Genomic DNA, 16,295 nt, shown 5'->3' with positions numbered 1-16,295 from the left:
CACAGTGTTCCTGCTGTGGGGAGCCGGTGCTCCCCGCGCACGCGGGGATGGTCCCGCCGCCCCAACCCTCACCAGATGGCGTTCTTGGTGCTCCCCGCGCACGCGGGGATGGTCCCCCGACCGCTACGGGCCCGAGCGCGGTCATGGCGTGCTCCCCGCGCACGCGGGGATGGTCCCTTCCGGCCAGAGCCCCACGAGATCGACCCCGTGTGCTCCCCGCGCACGCGGGGATGGTCCCACCCACCGCCCGCCGATGATCAAGGTCACGGAGTGCTCCCCGCGCACGCGGGGATGGTCCCGTCGGCGCCCTTCTTGGCGCGCTGCTGCATGGGTGCTCCCCGCGCACGCGGGGATGGTCCCGACTCCGACAGCGCCAGGGTGGCCCGCCACAGGTGCTCCCCGCGCACGCGGGGATGGTCCCCGTGGTCGCGAACAGGTGCGGCCCGATGCTCGGTGCTCCCCGCGCACGCGGGGATGGTCCCCAACGGGAGGACGAATGAGCAACGCCCGGCTGGTGCTCCCCGCGCACGCGGGGATGGTCCACTCATATGGGACGGGGTCTGATGTTGAGCGGCGGTGCTCCCCGCGCACGCGGGGATGGTCCCCCGAACTGGCCCGCCACCCGGTTGCAGCTCGGGTGCTCCCCGCGCACGCGGGGATGGTCCCCTCCTGGAGACGAGGACCACGAGCCTTCCACTGTGCTCCCCGCGCACGCGGGGATGGTCCCGTCGCGGTCACCCCCGACAACCTGATCGGATCGTGCTCCCCGCGCACGCGGGGATGGTCCCAGTTCTCCTCCAACCAGAGCGTCTATTCAAGGTGCTCCCCGCGCACGCGGGGATGGTCCCGAGGCGCGGGGGCCGGTGAGGGTGTCGCGGTAGTGCTCCCCGCGCACGCGGGGATGGTCCCTCGCTTCACGGCCTGCTGGAGGACGAGAACCTGTGCTCCCCGCGCACGCGGGGATGGTCCCCGGAAGGGAGCCCCCGGCCTGCCGGGGATGTCGTGCTCCCCGCGCACGCGGGGATGGTCCCACCGGGTCGGCACAGCACGGGGTGAGGAACCGGTGCTCCCCGCGCACGCGGGGATGGTCCCACCATGGGAGCGCGCACCTCGCGATGGAGCGTGTGCTCCCCGCGCACGCGGGGATGGTCCCTACGTTTCGCCTGCGTCGCTGGACGACGCGACGTGCTCCCCGCGCACACGGGGATGGTCCCCCGGCGAGCGTGGAGAAGGTCGTCTCCATGACGTGCTCCCCGCGCACGCGGGGATGGCCCCTGCTCCCACGGCAAGCGCGGGATCTCAGTCACGTGCTCCCCGCGCACGCGGGGATGGTCCCCGCGGCGGGCACCCGGACAGAGCGGGCGCCCCGTGCTCCCCGCGCACGCGGGGATGGTCCCTCCAGCGGTCGCCGGACGAGCCCGAGCCGGAAGTGCTCCCCGCGCACGCGGGGCTGGTCTCCCAGAGTCCTCGGTGAACCAGACTCGGAGGACGTGCTTCCCGCCTGCGCGGGGATAGTCCCTCCATGTAGCCCCGCCATACGAGACGGTGGGATCCACAGGGACGAGATCTCCAGGTTGTCCCAGTGGTGGCGGCGTAGGTGCCGTTTGTGCCCCGCCCCGAGGCACGAACCTGCGCAACACCGGATTGTGTCCGCTCGTTGTTTGCTCGTATGTCGCGGAACATGCCGGCAGCCGACAACCCGAAAGGACATTGAAGCCGGCGGGTAACTCTTCTAATCCGACGGTCGCGGGTTCGAATCCTGCCGGGCGCGCCACCCCTGACCAGTGCAAACACCACACCCCGGACGTGCCGCCCCGCCCGCATGGGGCCGGACTGAGGCCCACCTGGGGCCCAGGCATTCCCCCACACACCGGGCAAGCCCCACACAGCAACATCAACAACGATCCCGAGCCTCGGAAAGGCAGCACTCATCGCGTATCGACCTGTCACCGGCGCCGATACGGACGGTTATCCAGTTGGTCCTCCAGGTAGAAGGACTGGGAGCCCGGGGCTCACGATTACTCGACGATGCGGCCCATCGGCCGCTCCTGCTATCCGGGGGTCAGCAGCGTTGCGGTCGGCCGAGCTGACGTGCAGGATGCGCCACCGACACCCGTGGTGGGACCGCACCGGCCTTGCCGCGTCGGCGTTTCCGGCAGCCGGTGTCTCGCCGACACACCCGGTTGGTGCCGGGCACCAGCTGGCCCGCCTTCAACAGGTGCTTAGCGGTCCTCTCCGCCGCACGTTGAGCGACCTCGGGCAGCACCGAGGTGTAGGTGTCAGCCGTCAGCACGATGCTGGAATGCCCCAGCATGTCCTGCACCACCTTCAACTCCACCCCCGCCGCCAACGCCAACGTCGCCGCACCATGACGGAGATCATGCAACCGGACCGGCGGCAACCCATGCTCGGCGACCAGGTCACGGAACAGCCGGGTCAGCCGCTCCGGGGCCAGCGGATCACCGTTGAGGCCGGTGAACACATAGCCACTGTCACGGTGGCCCGACACTGCCTTTTCACGCTGCTGCCGCTCGCGATGATCACGCAGTGCGGCGGCGGTGGTGCGGTCCAGCGCGATGACGCGGGCGCTGGTGGCGGTCTTGGGCGGACACGCCGTGAGATACCCCTGGTGCTGCTGGATCTGCTGGCAGATCACCGCCGCCCGCTGGTCCAGGTCCACGTCACACCACCGCAGCCCGGCCGCCTCCCCGCGCCGTAGCCCGCGTAGCGCGATCAGGTGGAACGCCGCGTACAGCCGGTGCTCTCGGATCGCGTGCAGGAACTCGGCGGTCTGCACGGCCGTCCACACCGCCACCGGAGGCCGCTCCCCCGTCCGCTGCCAATGCTCCACCCGTGCCGCGGTCCACACCACCGCCCGCGGACGCCGCGCCACCGGCAACTGCACCCGCGACGCCGGGTTGTCCCCGATCAGCCCGTACCGGATCGCCGCGTTCAACGCCGTGCGCAACGTCGCACGGATCCGGTTCAGGGTCGCCGCCGATAACGGCGCACCCCGCGCCTCGTGTTGACGGGTTATCGCCGCGAACATCGCCTGCACGTGCGCGACTGACAGCTCCACCAGCACGATCCGCCCCAACTACGGGGTCAGGTAGCGGCGGACGTGATGGCCGTAGTTCTTACTCGTGGAGGCCGCGCCGGTCCGAGTGGCAAGCCACTGTGCAAGCCACGCCCCGACCGTGAGCAGCCCACCACCCGCGCCCGACGGCTTACCCAGCCGCGCCAGCGCCTCCTCGGCCGCCTTCCGCGTACCAAAGCCACCACGCCGAACCCGTCGCCGGCGCCCATCGGACCCAACCGGCAACTCCAGCCGGACATACCAACTCCCATGCCGACGGCCAGCCCCCAGCTTCGGACAGCCCGCGCCCAGCGCCTTCCCCGACTGCGGGTCCACACAGCCACAGCGCCGGTACACCCGACCAGAACCCTTGATGAACACCATGGCGCCATCTACGCAACCCAGGACACTCAAGCCTGCGGGCCAGGGACACATCACCAGACCCGGTGGACTCCATCTTGCTCCCTGTTGCAAGTGTGGGCGGTGCTCACATCGGGTATAGGCGCATACCTCGCAAACCTGCGGCAGTCGCGGGTAGCTATGCCCATGCCTCGTCCGAGTGCGCGTCCAATCGCCAATCCCCGGTAGGCCCGTTGACGTCGGCGACGTTGGAACCGTCGGTCGGTGAGGCCACCCGTCACCAGGTTTAGGACACGTCGACCAACGATATCGACGCGACGGCCCGCACTCTGTAGGCGCTGTCCTTACTCACCGCACATCTGATGTTGTCACACGTTGACGTACTGGCCCAGCGGCACGTGAGGAAGTCGACCACCGCGTTCGCCTGGGAGTCCCGCGAATCGTGAAAGATCTACCTTTTTGGGCATTGACGTCGCGGTCCCGCCCCCAAGGCAGCGAGGCTACCGGAGCAAACCGGCGGCACTTCGACCAGATGTGCTTACGTGCGCGATCTGCACCCAGCAGATTTCATTCCAGTGGCCCGTCGGTCTGGCGCATACGAAGGCGTTAACCAGTGTTCGTTGCCCATTGTGGCCAAAAGAGTTTTAGGCAGGCTCTTGAGCCTTGCTGAGCCGCGGGTCATTCTCCAGGCAGGGTGGATTCACTGTCTTGGAAGGCGGGATCCTTCATGGCCGGAAGCCGAAGCCGTGATCCGTTGCCCGGGTGCACGGTCGAGGAAGCGGTCGCGGGTTTCGGGGCCGACGTCAGCGAGAAGCTGAGCCGAGGCGGAGCCCCGGAAGATCAGCTTCGCGGACCGCTGGAGCTTCTGCTGAAGCGGGTAGCACTCAAGCTCGGACTTGACGCCGTGGCCTACGGCGAGGTGCTGCTTAAGGACATCCGCGCTCGCCCCGACTACGCCGTTGATCTCGGTAGCACCCGTGTGGGCTACCTGGAAGTCAAGGCCCCCAAGCGGGGCGTGCCCTGCACCAAGGAGTGGCGTCCGAACAAACGTGAACGAGAGCAATGGGAACGGCTCCGCGCCCTGCCCAACTTGATCTACACTGACGGCACGTCGTGGGCACATTACTCGTTCGGTGAATGCAAGAATCTTGTCCGTTTGGACGGTGACCTCACCAATCCTCGCAAACCCCTTCGTCTCTCCGGCGCTGGGTTCTCGGATCTCGTCCTTGATTTTCTGTGTTGGGAGCCTAAGCGGCTGACCTCCCTGCCCGAACTCATCCGGCGAGTCGCTGGACTGTGTCGGCTGCTGCGCGACGAAGTCGTGGCGATTCTGCGTGGCTCGCCCGATCATCGCGCCTACGAAGGACTCAGCCTGCTCGCCGAGGACTGGCGTGCCCTGCTCTTCCCCGGTTTGGACGACCTTGGCTTCGCCGACGCCTATGCCCAGACCATCGTCTTTGCGATGCTGCTGGCCCGACTGGACGGCATCGTCTTCCAGGGCACACCCTTGCTGGAGATCGGCCGCCAGCTCAGCAAGAAGCACCTCCTCATCGGGCGGGCCTTCCAGGTCTTGCTGGACAGTGCCGCCGTGGAGGAACTCCGCACGATCGACACCCTGCACCGCATCATTGGTGTAGTCGACTTCACCCGGCCCAAGGGCATTCGGCCAAGCATCTACGTCGATCTCTATGAGAAATTCCTTGCCGCCTACGATCCGAGCAGACGCAAAGAAAGCGGCAGCTACTACACACCCGAACCCGTGGCGCATGCCATGGTCGACTTCGTCGACCAGATCCTGCGCAGTCGGCTGGAAAGACCATGGGGCTTCGCCGATGACGACGTCGTCGTGGTCGATCCCGCGATGGGCACAGGAACTTTCCTGGTCGAGGTCGTCCAACGCGTCGCCGACACCATCGGCCAGGCCCAAGGAGACGGCGCACGCAACGAGCGCTTACGCGAACTGCTTTCCACCCGGCTGGTGGGCTTCGAGGTACAGGTCGCTCCCTACGCGATCACCGAGCTGCGCATCCATCAAGCCTTGTCCCGCTTCAGCACCGAGGTCCCCAGTGTCGAGACCCGCTTCCTGACTGACGCCCTTGAGAACCCGGCGGCACAGCAAGGGCGCATGGGCGGCGCCGCCACCTGGCCTCTGGAACGCTCCCGCCAGGAGGCCAACCGCTTCAAACGCGAAGTGCCCGTCATGGTAGTGATCGGTAATCCACCCCACGTGGAGAACACCAAGGGACAGGCACCTTGGATCGAGCAGCCCCGCCACTCCGGCACGGACGGCAACCGGACTCGACCCTCCCTGGATGAGTTCCGCACTCCCGGAATGGGCAGGTACACGTCCGATCTACACGGCATGCCGTGGCTGTTCTGGCGCTGGGCCATCTGGAAGGCATTCGAGGCCCACGACGACCACAACCAGGGAGTCGTCGCCTTCATCGTTCCAGCGAGCCTCATCAGCAGCAGGGCGTTCGCCGGTGTCCGCCGCTACCTGCGGAGCATCTGCGACGAGGGCTGGGTCATCGAACTGTCACCTGAGGGCAACCGATCCAAAGCCGGAACACGAATCTTCGGCGCAGCGGTCAGTCGCCAACTCTGCATCGCCGTCTTCAGCCGCTCCAACGATCCCGCACCCACAAGGCTGGCCATCGTCCGGTATCTGGAACTTCACGGAAGCCGACAAGGGAAACTGGCCCGGCTCGCCGCGCTCGGACCAGACGATCCGGAATGGCGGACCTGCAGAAACGGCTGGGAAGCGCCCTTCCTCCCGGAAGCAACTCCCGAATGGTCGCAGTATCCAGCGCTCAGCGACATCATGCCGTGGCGATCACGCGGCATCACCCCAGGCCGCTCATGGATCTACGCCCCCGATCCAGACACTCTCAAGACCCGCTGGCTCCAGCTAATCACAGCTTCCGGCACCAGTCGTGTCCAGCTATTCAAGGAGGGGCGCGACCGCAAGATTGACACTGCGCCCTGCCCTCTCCCTGGCTTTCCACCCGCCAGCGGATCACTCTCTGGAGAAACCGGCCCCTGCCCGGAACCTATCCCCGTCGCGTATCGTCCGTTTGACCGGCAGTGGATAATTCCCGACAGCCGCCTGATGGAGATGCCCCGGCCGCCGCTGTGGGCCGTACGTTCAGATCACCAGATCTATGTGAATGAGCAGGATTCCCACAGCATCAAGAGCGGCCCAGGGCTTTTATTCACCAACCACATTCCCGACCTGGATCACTTCAACGGTCGCGGCGGTGGCATAAGGCCGCTCTACCGAAACGCCCACGACACCAGCGACACCTCAACCAACATCGCCCCCGGCCTGCTATCCATACTTTCACAGATCTTGAAGTCCACGGTCACAGCCAGCGACCTGCTCTCCTACATGGCCGCCGTCACCGCTCACCGCGGCTACACCGAACGGTTCCGCTCAGACCTCAAGCTTCCTGGCGTCCGTGTACCTTTGACGACGGAACCCGAGCTGTGGGCCGAGGCCGTCGAACTCGGGCGGCACCTATTGTGGCTGCACACCTTCGGCGAGCACCAGCATGATGGTGCCGCAGGTCGGCCCCGTGGACATCGAGTTCTCGCCCAGCATTTCGGCATCCATAATCCTGCGCCGATCAGTACCCTGCCCTCCCGCTCGGCCGGAGAGATCACTCACGATGCGACCTCCCTGACCTTACACATCGGCGCTGGCAGCATCCGCCCCGTGACACTAGACGTCTGGGAGTACGACGTCGGGGGCATGCGAGTCATACGGCACTGGCTGAACTACCGAACCACCGAGTACCACGGCCGGTCCTCCCCACTTGACCACGTCAGGCCGCAACGCTGGACGGCCGCGATGACCGACGAACTCCTCGCCCTCACTGCGGTTCTCACTGGATGCGTGGCCCTAGAGGACCAACAGAAGGACCTCCTTCAGAGGATATGCACCCATCGAACAGTAAGCGCGTCAAAACTCACCACAGCGGGAGTGCTTCCACCTCCAATAACCGCCACAGCGGCACCACGACTGATCAGAGACCCACTTACTCAGCCCCTCCTCCAGCATTTCGAACAACAGGCGCCCGCAGACTAATTGCTCGATGCTCGAGGCGGAACTGAGGATTTTCAGCGGCCGTTCCGTGTGTGTGCTGATCACAGCATGATCGCGGACGGCGTAGGCGGTGCCGGACGTCAAGAAGCTCTCGTTAGCACAGTTGATCTCTCACAACCCCCGTCCACACCAGAGGCCTCACATGCTTTTGTACCGTGCTTCGCTGCCATTGTCGCGTCAGACCCTGGCCTACACCACCGGGGGTGGTGTGCCGCCGGGCCATCGGTAGCAAGGGCCGGTGCCTTCCTGCGGGCATGCAGGCCCTGATGACCTTGGTCTACCTGCGCAAGGGCGAGACCTACGCCGACCTGGGTGCCGGATTCGCCGTCTCCGTCACCACCGCGTGACGCTACGTCAGCGGGGCCGTCAACGTACTGGCCGCCCGCGCGCACAACCTCGGCGCCGCGCTGTCCAACGCGGTCAAGGACGAGCTGCTGTATCTGGTGCTGGGCGGCACCCTGATCTCGATCGACCGGGTCGCCGCCAACCGGCCCTGCTGCTCGGGAAAAACACCGCCGCCACGGCATGAACCTCCAGATCATCGCCCTCCGGACGGGACCTTGCTGTGGGTGTCGGGACCCCTGCGCGGCTCGGACCGCGGCCCGGATCTGGGGCATCATCTGAGCACTGGCCGCAACCGGGCTGCTCGTGCTGGCCGACAAGGCCTACCACAGCGCCCGCGCGCACGTCCTTCAAGGGTTGCGACAAGCCCGAACCGCAAAAGGACGCCAACCGCTGGCGCGCCAAGCTCCGCGGACCCGGAGAACACGCGAACGCCCAGCTCAAGCCATGGCGAAATTTGCGGAAGCTCCGCTGCTGCCCCCACCGCCCCGGACGTCTCGCCAAGGCAATCCACACACTGAAAACTCCGCGAGACCGCATCACGCTAAGAAGGCTCACTCTCGGATTGCCGAAGCCCGTCATCCGGGACCTCAAAAGCGGGACCTTCTATGGCGGGACTCTCGCTCCGCGGAGGCGCTGTCTCACCCGTCGGGGCACAGATCCCGGACCTTGGAGATCACGTCGCTGAGCCACGCCGGCGGATCCAAGATCGCCTCAACAGCGGCCTGCCGATAGGTGGCCCAGTTCTTACCGTCCACTCCACGCCCGTCGGTGATGAGCGATCGCCGCGCGTCCTCCCAGTCGGGCCATTCGCTGCGCAGATACGTTTCCAGGTCCTCGTGGGCGACCGCATAGGGGTCGTGCACCTTCGTCACCGGAAAGTCCTCTGGCACCCCGCCGAGGTAACCGACCAGCAAGCGGTTCTTGCGTTTGTTCTCCTCGACCTTATCCGCTTTGCAGTTGGCATCACCGTCGAAGACGGCGTAGCAGGGCACGCCCAACTCGGTGAGGACCGCATGCGCCAGCGCGATGTTGTCCTTGCCACCGACGTTGGCCACCACGACGCTGTGTCTCTTCAGCGGGTCCAAACGTTGACCACAACCTTCCCAAACACCCTTGTCGGTACTGCCCTCCACCAGGAGTACGGCGTGACCAAAGAGCGCCTCGGGGAGGTTCAGGAGGTACATGTTCGTCAGCCGCCGGTCGATCTGGTCCCTGCCCAGCACTGTGCTGAGTCGGGCCGCGACATCGTCGGCGGTTGTCGAATGGATCCGCACGGACGGTGCGCCTTGAGCGAACTCGCGCGTCATCCGGCGGATCTGCGCGAAGCCCTCGGTCTCCAGGAAATACGGACTGTGCGTCCCGTACGCGATCTGGACCCCGTGGCCGGTGTCGGCGGCCAGCTTGCGCAGGATGGCTGCGAATGCGCGGGCCTGCACCGGGTGCTGAAAAAGCTCCGGCTCCTCGATCGCGAGTAGGATCGTGCGATCGCTTGCCGTGACGGCGCTCTGCGCGAGGACACGCAGGGCGGTGACGAGCAGGGCGCGCTGGAAGCCGTGTCCCTGCTGGTCGATCCGGGTGCGCGCAGTGCCGTCCTGGATGGAAACCTGGAACTGCGCCTGCGGCAACAGCAGCTCGGGTACGAGCGAGTCGACCTGAACGCGCCGGCCCATGGTCAGCTGCTCGATCTCCGTGGTCAGCTGATCCGAGAGAGATTCCAGCTGCTTTCCGAAGTGCTTACTCTGGATGCTCTCCCGGTTCGCGTTGACCAGTATTTGCAGCTCGGCCATCTCCTCCTCCGCCTCACTGCGGTCGATGGCCTGGTTCAGGATCCGCCCGATGACGGAGCCCTTGACATCCCGTCCCTCCTCGCCAGCCCGCAGATCGGCGCTGACGAATACGTAGTCGAACAGGCCGGTCATCTTGGCCTGGCCGGCGAACCCGAAGAAGTGCGTGTCGGAATCGAGCTCCGTCCCCTCAAGCAGCTCTGGGTGCTCACGCTCCCACCTGGTCATCGCGTCGTCCAGTTCCTGAGCATTCTTGACGGGCGGCAGGTCCAGCCCGGGGTCTTCGTCGGTCAGCGTCCTGTAACGCTTGCGGCGATCCACCGCACCCTTGATGGCCCTGATCTCGTCGAAGGGCGGGTAGGTGAGCGCGCGTCCCGACAGCTTGTCGGAACCGTCCTCCCAACGGCGCCACAGCCACACGGTCTGGACGTCACCGGCCGCGTACTTGCCCAGCGCGTTCCGGTCCGTGTCGGTGAGGTCGGAGAATTCCACCCCGACGCTGATCTGCTTCCGCTCGGCCCCGGCCCACACGTCGTCTTCGGTAAGCCCACGGCCTCCCGGCGGACCGTTGAAGAACCACTCCAGCGCGCGCAGCACCGCGGACTTGCCCACCCCGTTCGGCCCGATGAAGGTCGTGATGTCGTCAAAGCGGATGTCCACGTCTCGCAGACACCGATAGTTCCTGATCGCCACCCGTTTTATCCGCACACACCAACCTCACTGCTCACAGGCGTCCTACCGCAACCCAATTCGGTGACTGACCGCAGTGCGCCGTTACGACAGAAAATGTAAACTGGAGGGAGTCGCCGGACGTCTGCGCGACCTCGACTGATAAGTGATTCGGCCTGCTCGCCAGGCCGACTGCGGGCATCGGCGGCGTGCTGATGTGCCCAGGCGATCGTGGAATCCACGCCCACCTCCCGCTAGGGCACCGGCTCGGACCCGCCGCCGGGCTCGGTCAATGAGTTGCCGCCTTGCCACTCCGGCCGCCAACTGGGCCACTAGTAGGACATCGGCAGAAGTGGCTCAGTCGCGCCCACGCCTAGCGGTGACGAGGCGGTTCGACCTGACCGACGTGCAGTAGGCGGTGCTGGAGCCGTTGCTGCCGATCCGCAAGCCAACAGGTCGTCCGCCGAATTGGAGCAAGCGGCAACTCATCGACGGCCTCCGATGGCGGGTGCGGGTCGGTTCTTCATGGCGAGACGTGCCCGTGCAGTACGGGCCCTGGCAGATGGTTTACGGGTTGTTTCGCCGATGGCAGCGCGAGGGCACCTGGGCGCGCGTCCTGACCGCTCTGCAGACCCGGTCGGACGCGACGCGGCGGGGCTGATCACCTGGGAGGTGAACGTGGACTCCACCGTCATGCGGGCGCACCAGCACGCCGCCGACGCCCGCAAAAGGGGGGGCTGCGCAGGCCGAGCCGCCGGAGGGGTAAGCCACGAACGAGTACGAACATGCCGCTTTACCTGCGCAGACAAATTTTCGGCAGGGACACCGTGGCCGCCGATCCCGGCGACTACCGCGACCGCCATGCTGTGGAGTGCGGCATCGACCGGCTCAAACACCAGCTGCATAGTTGTTGGCGTGGGGGCCGTGTTCGCTCGTTGTTTGCTCGTATGTCGCGGAACAGCTCGGGCCTGAGCGGCACAAGACATCACTCAACGGCGCCGCCGGGCAGACGGAACGGTGTATAGCGGCACAGCGCAGCGGCCTGCGTGACGGGACGGCAGGTGATCGAGGGATCTTCTAATCCGACGGTCGCGGGTTCGAATCCTGCCGGGCGCGGCACCCCTGACCTGCAGTCTTACCACTGCCAAGATCCTGGACTCCGTTCGGGATGTCCTCCCGTCTGCGTTGAGCGGGCGACCTGGTGTGCGCGTGCAAGCTGAGGCTCGGATGCGGACACCGGTGCGAAGAATCCGGCGGTCAACCTCCGCTGGTCATCGTCTTGATACCTCGGCCAGGTGGGCGATGCGTCCGGGTGTTGCCGTTTCGGTGGGTTCGGGTTCGGTGCGGGCGTTGAGGATGACGGCGGCTGCGTCTTCGGCGGACTGGCGGGCCAGGTCGGGAAGGACGCTGATGTAGGTGTCAGAGGCGATCGTGATCGATGACAACCTCAGAGTCTCCTGCACGACTTTCAAGTCGTGCCCGGCGCGCAGCAAGATGGCCGCCGAGCTGGTCCAGGTGGTGGTCGCCCGAGTTGGTCGCGGGCGTGCGTGCGGCCCATCCAGAGCCGCTCCGAGTCCACGGTCTTCCCCGAGAGCGCCTCGTACCTGCGCATTCCCGAGGTCTGGGCGGTGTCGGCGCCCAGGTCGGCGCCGCGAACGTGCTCGATGCGCCCGCGCCAGGCCGCTGCGTCTCGTCCGTCACGATCCCATCCTCGCTCAATGGGACTCGGCCGTTTCTAGCGCCGACGAAAGAGTACGCCGGACACGGGATCGTCCAAACTCGCCGGAAATTGAGTCGGTCATCGCACAGCGTATTTTGATGTGCGTGATGGGATGCTTGATTTAGCCGCAGGCGACGCAGTCACGGTCGTCCACAGGGCCGGGCTGCTCCGGAATAGCGGGCAGAATGGGCGCTCGCCACCGTGGCCGCTCGCGGCGACTGTCGTTCAGCCCGCTGCGGCGTGTTCGCCGTATGGTTCGTCGGCCAGCAGTATGCGCTGTTGGAGTTCCCGGAGGGCGCGGCCCGGTTCCAGGCCCAGTTCGTCCTGAAGTGTCTTCCGTGCCATTTGGTAGACCTTCAGGGCGTCGGCGCGCCGCTCGGAATGGTACAGCGCTTGCATGAGCTGCCTGTAGAACGCCTCGTGCAGCGGCTGCTCGCCGACGAGGCCGTAGAGGAAGCGGACCATCTCGCGGTGTCTGCCGAGCGCCAGGTTGGACTCGACGAACCACTCGGTGCATTCCAGCCGCAGTTCCTCCAGCCAGGTGACGAAGCCGGCGATGATCGGGCCGTCGCGCAGTTCGGGCAGGATGGGGCCGCGGCACAGGTCGAGGGCCGCGCCGAGCGCGGTGGCGGCCTGTTCCGGCCGGTTCGCGCGGGCGGCGTCCCGGCCCTCGTTGACGAGTTGCTGGAACTGCCAGAAGTCGAACTCGTGATCGCGCGGGCACAGGACATATCCCGGGGCGCGGGTGACGATCGGGGTCTCCGCCCGGCCGGGCCGGGTCAGCAGCTTGCGCAACTGGTAAATGTAGACGTACAGCGCGTCGGTGGCCCGTTTGGGCGGATTGTGGTTCCAGATCTCGGTGACGAGCTGGTCGAGCGAGACCACTTCTCCCGCCCTGATCAGCAACGTGGTCAGCAATACTTCCATCTTGCGCGCATTGATGACGAGAGTCTTTTCCTCGTCGACGACGCGCAGCGAACCCAGGATCTCATACCTCACTGTCGCACCAACCCGGAGAAGTGATCGGTCGGGCCCTTACGGCTGACGGCCTTTCCCCTTACCTCCGCCACCTTGGCAAACCGGCCCGTACGAATGCATCAGCGAAAGTACGTACATGGCCGGATCCTGCCACCCAGACACCGCTAAGACACTGCACAGGAACCAGCTAGATCGACTTAAGCCCGTCCTCCTAGCGTTCGAACCAATGATCGCCGCTGGGAGGAACGGAATGGTCGCGCCCGACATTCATGTGCTGTCCGCCGGCTCCGCGCTGCCCGGGCCTCCGATCGACAACGCCGCCCTCGCCCGCCGATTCGGCATGGACCGGCTCTGGGAGGAATGGGTGGACGCCTTCATCGGCACCCGCACCCGGCACCTCGCGGTCGACCTCGACTCCGGGGAGGTGCGGTACTCGCTGGCCGACCTGGCCGAGTCCGCCGCCCGCCACGCGCTGACCGCCGCGTCGGTCGACCCGGGCGAGGTGGACGTGATCGTCCTGGGCACGGCCACCCCCGACATGCTCATGCCCGCGACCGTCAACCTCGTGGCCGACCGGCTGGGCATCGACGACGTCCAGTCCTACCAGTTGCAGTCCGGCTGCGCGGGCGCCGTCCAGGCGCTGGACGTCGGCAGGCGGGCGCTCGCCACGGGCGAGCACCGGGTGGCGCTGGTGATGGGCGGCGACGTGTGCGCCAAGCACTTCGACCTGGGCGTCGACCTGGCCGAGCTGGAGCCGTCGGAGCTGGTGAACGTCGTGCTGTTCGGCGACGGCGCCGGGGCCGCCGTGCTGACCGCCGAGCCGGCGCCCGGCTCCGCGGCGCTCCGGCGGGTCGTCAACCGGCTGGTCGGGCTGGACCGGGCGCCCGGCCAGGTCCTGGAGTGGTTCGGGCCCGCCGACCGGCCGTCCGGGCGCGTCGCGGTCCGCGAGGACTACAAGGCGATCGAGACGTCGGTGCCGACGATGGCGGCCGAGGTCCTCAAGGAGCTCCTGGACGACCTGGGCTGGCAGCGCGGCGACATCGACCACCTGCTGCCGCCGCAGCTCTCCGGGACGATGACCGCCCGCATCGTCGAGGTCCTGCGGACGCCGGGCGCCAAGGAGGTCACCCGGGTCCGCGAGACCGGCAACAACGGCAACGCGATGCCGTTCCTCCAGCTCGAACAGGCACTGGCGGACATGGTCTCCGGAGACCGGGCGATCGGCATCGCGGTCGAGTCGAGCAAGTGGATCAAAGCCGGGTTCGCCCTGGAGAAGCCGTGACCCGCCTCGCGGGACGACCGGAGGGCCGCATGGACACCAGGATCGAGCCGTTCCCTCGCGAACGCCGCCACACCCTCTACTTCCTGGACCAGGCGCGGGCGTTCGCACCCGTGTTCCTGGACACCGAGGTCGACTGGTCCGGCATCCGGCGGCGGCGGACGTCCGGACGCGGCTTCTCCACCGTCACCCACGTGCTGCACGCCGCCGCGCGCGTCCTCGCCGAGCATCCCGAGGCCAACTCGGCGTTCAGCGGCGGCGTCCGCCCGAAGGTCGCCCGGTACGGCTCGGTGAACGGGAAGCTGACGTTCGACAAGGTCCTCAACGGGCGCCGGATCGTGCTGTCGACGGTCCTGGAGGGGCTTCAGGCGGCGAGCCTGGAGGAGATCCAGGACCGGGTCGAGCACTTCCGGGACGGCGACCCCGCCGTCATGCCGGAGTTCGCGCGGGTCCGGGCGCTGCACAGGCTGCCGTGGCTCGCCGGGCCGGTGGCCTACCGGGCGGTCTCCCGCTCGCTGCGCCGCCGCCCGCAGACCATGGGCACCTTCGCGGTCACGTCGCTGGGCCATCGCCCCGTCGACGGGTTCCACTCCGTCGGAGGCACGACGATCACGCTCGGGCTGGGCCGCGTGACCGACCGGCCGGTCGTGCGCGGCGGGCGGGTCGAGGTGGCCCCGGTGCTGCGGCTCAACCTGGCGTTCGACCACCGGGCGATCGACGGGGCGGAGGCGGCCGACGTCCTCGCGGAGATCAAGGAGCGGCTGGAGGCGGACGGCGGCGGCGCGATCCGGGAGGCCGCGGCCGAGGGCCGGGCGAACGGAACGCGACCGGCCGCACCACGGGGGACGGAGGAACACCGGTGAACGACGTCGAGGAGCTCAAGCAGTTCGTGGTGGTCCACGCCAGGGCGCAGTCCATCCCGAAGAAGCGCTACACCGAGGTGCTCGCCCGCATCGACAACGACGTGGACGGCCGCCCGGGGTCGTGGGCCGTGGAGTGGACCCGCGTCGCGGACGCACTTCGCGCGCGAGGCCAGCTGCTCGACGCCTGCCGCTACTACGGCCTGGCCCGCTTCCCCTTCGTGGACGGCCCCGCGCGGCGGGCGGCCCTGGAGTCCTGCGTAGGCGCCTTCGACCAGTGGCGGTCGGGCACGGGACTGGAGCCGCTGGAGGTGGAGCTGAAGGGCGGCGTCGTCCGCTGCTGGACGAGCGGCCTGTCGGCGACGCGGCGGCTGCCGCTGCTGGTCATGACCGGCGGAATCGTGTCGGTCAAGGAGCAGTGGGCCCCGATGCTGGCCCGGCTCGGCCGCCTCGGCATGGCCGGGATCGTCACCGAGATGCCCGGCGTCGGGGAGAACACCCTCCCCTACGACGAGGACTCCCCGGCGATGCTGTCCGGGATCCTGGACGCCGTCGCCGACCGGGCCGACGTCGACCACACCTACGCCGCGTGCATGAGCTTCAGCGGGCACCTGGCGCTGCGGGCGGCGGCGGACGACCCGCGCATCCGCGGGATCGTCACGGCGGGCGTCCCGGTGAGCGCGTTCTTCACCGACGAGCGGTGGCGGCGGCGGGTGCCGCGCGTCACCGTCGACACGCTGGCGCACCTGCTCGGCACGGGGTCCGGCGAGGTCTTCGACCGGATCGGCGGCTGGGCGCTGGACGACGCGCTGCTCGGCTCCCTCGGCGTCCCGGTGCACTGCGCGGCCAGCACCCGCGACGAGATCATCCCCGCCGCCGACGTCGAGCTTCTCCGCCGCGCCGTCCGGGACCTAAGTCTCGTCGAGAACGACGACGTGCACGGCTCGCCGCGGCACGCCACGGAGACACGCCTCTGGGTGGTGCTGTCGCTGCTGCGGATGCGGCGGACCGGCGGCCCCGCGTACGCGGTCCTGCGCACCCTGCACGCGGCGCTGCGGCTGCGCGGAAGGTTCACGCGTGCCGCGCCCGCCGCGCCCTGACGCGACCGGTCCGCCGACG

General features: G+C 67.5%; 10 protein-coding genes, 1 pseudogene and 1 CRISPR repeat array (1 of these 12 cut by a window edge). Of the genes and pseudogenes, 6 read left to right on the top strand and 5 right to left on the bottom strand.

The genetic code is table 11. From position 1 onward, the window contains the following. Nucleotides 1-1,519: direct repeats of the CRISPR family, unit length 29 nt; unit sequence GTGCTCCCCGCGCACGCGGGGATGGTCCC; it reaches 1,498 nt to the left of the window's first position. A gap of 543 nt (nt 1,520-2,062) precedes the next feature. Both FXF65_RS30845 and FXF65_RS46310 read right to left on the bottom strand, forming a co-directional pair. Continuing rightward, complete coding sequence (locus FXF65_RS30845) at nt 2,063-3,085, bottom strand: tyrosine-type recombinase/integrase (protein WP_246199233.1); 1,023 nt, start codon at nt 3,083-3,085, stop codon at nt 2,063-2,065. A gap of 12 nt (nt 3,086-3,097) precedes the next feature. Further along, nucleotides 3,098-3,460: an Arm DNA-binding domain-containing protein gene (locus FXF65_RS46310; RefSeq protein WP_187412589.1), complete on the bottom strand. Its 363-nt coding sequence runs from the start codon at nt 3,458-3,460 to the stop codon at nt 3,098-3,100. A gap of 703 nt (nt 3,461-4,163) precedes the next feature. On the opposite strand from FXF65_RS46310, the gene FXF65_RS30835 reads away from it, so the two are divergent. Both FXF65_RS30835 and FXF65_RS30830 read left to right on the top strand, forming a co-directional pair. Continuing rightward, nucleotides 4,164-7,523, top strand: coding sequence for a type ISP restriction/modification enzyme (locus FXF65_RS30835; protein ID WP_148353574.1), 3,360 nt, complete (start codon nt 4,164-4,166; stop codon nt 7,521-7,523). A 160-nt stretch (nt 7,524-7,683) separates the two neighbouring features. Further along, a pseudogene (locus FXF65_RS30830) lies at nt 7,684-8,406 on the top strand (transposase family protein); the annotation flags it as partial. Nucleotides 8,407-8,524: 118 nt separating this feature from the next. Here the strand turns inward: FXF65_RS30830 and FXF65_RS30825 are convergent. Further along, a complete protein-coding gene (locus FXF65_RS30825) occupies nt 8,525-10,363 on the bottom strand; it encodes an ATP-dependent nuclease (RefSeq protein ID WP_222868804.1) in 1,839 nt (612 codons plus the stop codon). 394 nt (nt 10,364-10,757) lie between these two features. On the opposite strand from FXF65_RS30825, the gene FXF65_RS46305 reads away from it, so the two are divergent. Then, nucleotides 10,758-11,000, top strand: a complete 243-nt coding sequence (locus FXF65_RS46305; RefSeq protein WP_222868803.1) for a transposase — start codon at nt 10,758-10,760, stop codon at nt 10,998-11,000. Nucleotides 11,001-11,610: 610 nt separating this feature from the next. On the opposite strand, the gene FXF65_RS30815 is transcribed toward FXF65_RS46305, so the two are convergent. Together FXF65_RS30815 and FXF65_RS30805 are read right to left on the bottom strand one after the other, a co-directional pair. Beyond that, nucleotides 11,611-11,832, bottom strand: a complete 222-nt coding sequence (locus tag FXF65_RS30815; protein WP_148353572.1) for a hypothetical protein — start codon at nt 11,830-11,832, stop codon at nt 11,611-11,613. Nucleotides 11,833-12,284: 452 nt separating this feature from the next. Continuing rightward, nucleotides 12,285-13,058, bottom strand: coding sequence for an AfsR/SARP family transcriptional regulator (locus tag FXF65_RS30805; protein WP_148353571.1), 774 nt, complete (start codon nt 13,056-13,058; stop codon nt 12,285-12,287). 229 nt (nt 13,059-13,287) lie between these two features. Here FXF65_RS30805 and FXF65_RS30800 point away from each other — a divergent pair, with 229 nt between their 5' ends. Genes FXF65_RS30800 through FXF65_RS30790 form a run of 3 tightly spaced genes read left to right on the top strand, consistent with a single transcriptional unit; the run spans nt 13,288 to nt 16,276 of the window. Beyond that, the gene (locus FXF65_RS30800) at nt 13,288-14,319 is read left to right on the top strand and encodes a 3-oxoacyl-ACP synthase III family protein (RefSeq protein ID WP_148353570.1); all 1,032 of its coding nucleotides are present in this window, start codon (nt 13,288-13,290) and stop codon (nt 14,317-14,319) included. Nucleotides 14,320-14,348: 29 nt separating this feature from the next. Further along, nucleotides 14,349-15,179, top strand: a complete 831-nt coding sequence (locus FXF65_RS30795) for a 2-oxo acid dehydrogenase subunit E2 (protein ID WP_148353569.1) — start codon at nt 14,349-14,351, stop codon at nt 15,177-15,179. Beyond that, the gene (locus FXF65_RS30790) at nt 15,176-16,276 is read left to right on the top strand and encodes an alpha/beta hydrolase (protein ID WP_148353568.1); all 1,101 of its coding nucleotides are present in this window, start codon (nt 15,176-15,178) and stop codon (nt 16,274-16,276) included. Before FXF65_RS30795 ends, FXF65_RS30790 begins: the two co-directional genes overlap by 4 nt. Nucleotides 16,277-16,295: the final 19 nt, after the last annotated feature.

Origin of the sequence: Actinomadura syzygii, from assembly GCF_008085905.1 — a bacterium.
In the GTDB taxonomy this organism is placed as follows: domain Bacteria; phylum Actinomycetota; class Actinomycetes; order Streptosporangiales; family Streptosporangiaceae; genus Spirillospora; species Spirillospora syzygii.
Note: the sequence above shows the minus strand (reverse complement) of the source record. Positions and strands in the feature narration are given on the sequence as shown.

Excerpts from the sequence above, each read along its gene's own strand:
- FXF65_RS46310 (WP_187412589.1), bottom strand. The coding sequence starts at position 3,460 with ATGGTGTTCATCAAGGGTTCTGGTCGGGTGTACCGGCGCTGTGGCTGT.
- FXF65_RS30835 (WP_148353574.1), top strand. The coding sequence starts at position 4,164 with ATGGCCGGAAGCCGAAGCCGTGATCCGTTGCCCGGGTGCACGGTCGAG.
- FXF65_RS30800 (WP_148353570.1), top strand. The coding sequence starts at position 13,288 with ATGGTCGCGCCCGACATTCATGTGCTGTCCGCCGGCTCCGCGCTGCCC.
- FXF65_RS30795 (WP_148353569.1), top strand. The coding sequence starts at position 14,349 with ATGGACACCAGGATCGAGCCGTTCCCTCGCGAACGCCGCCACACCCTC.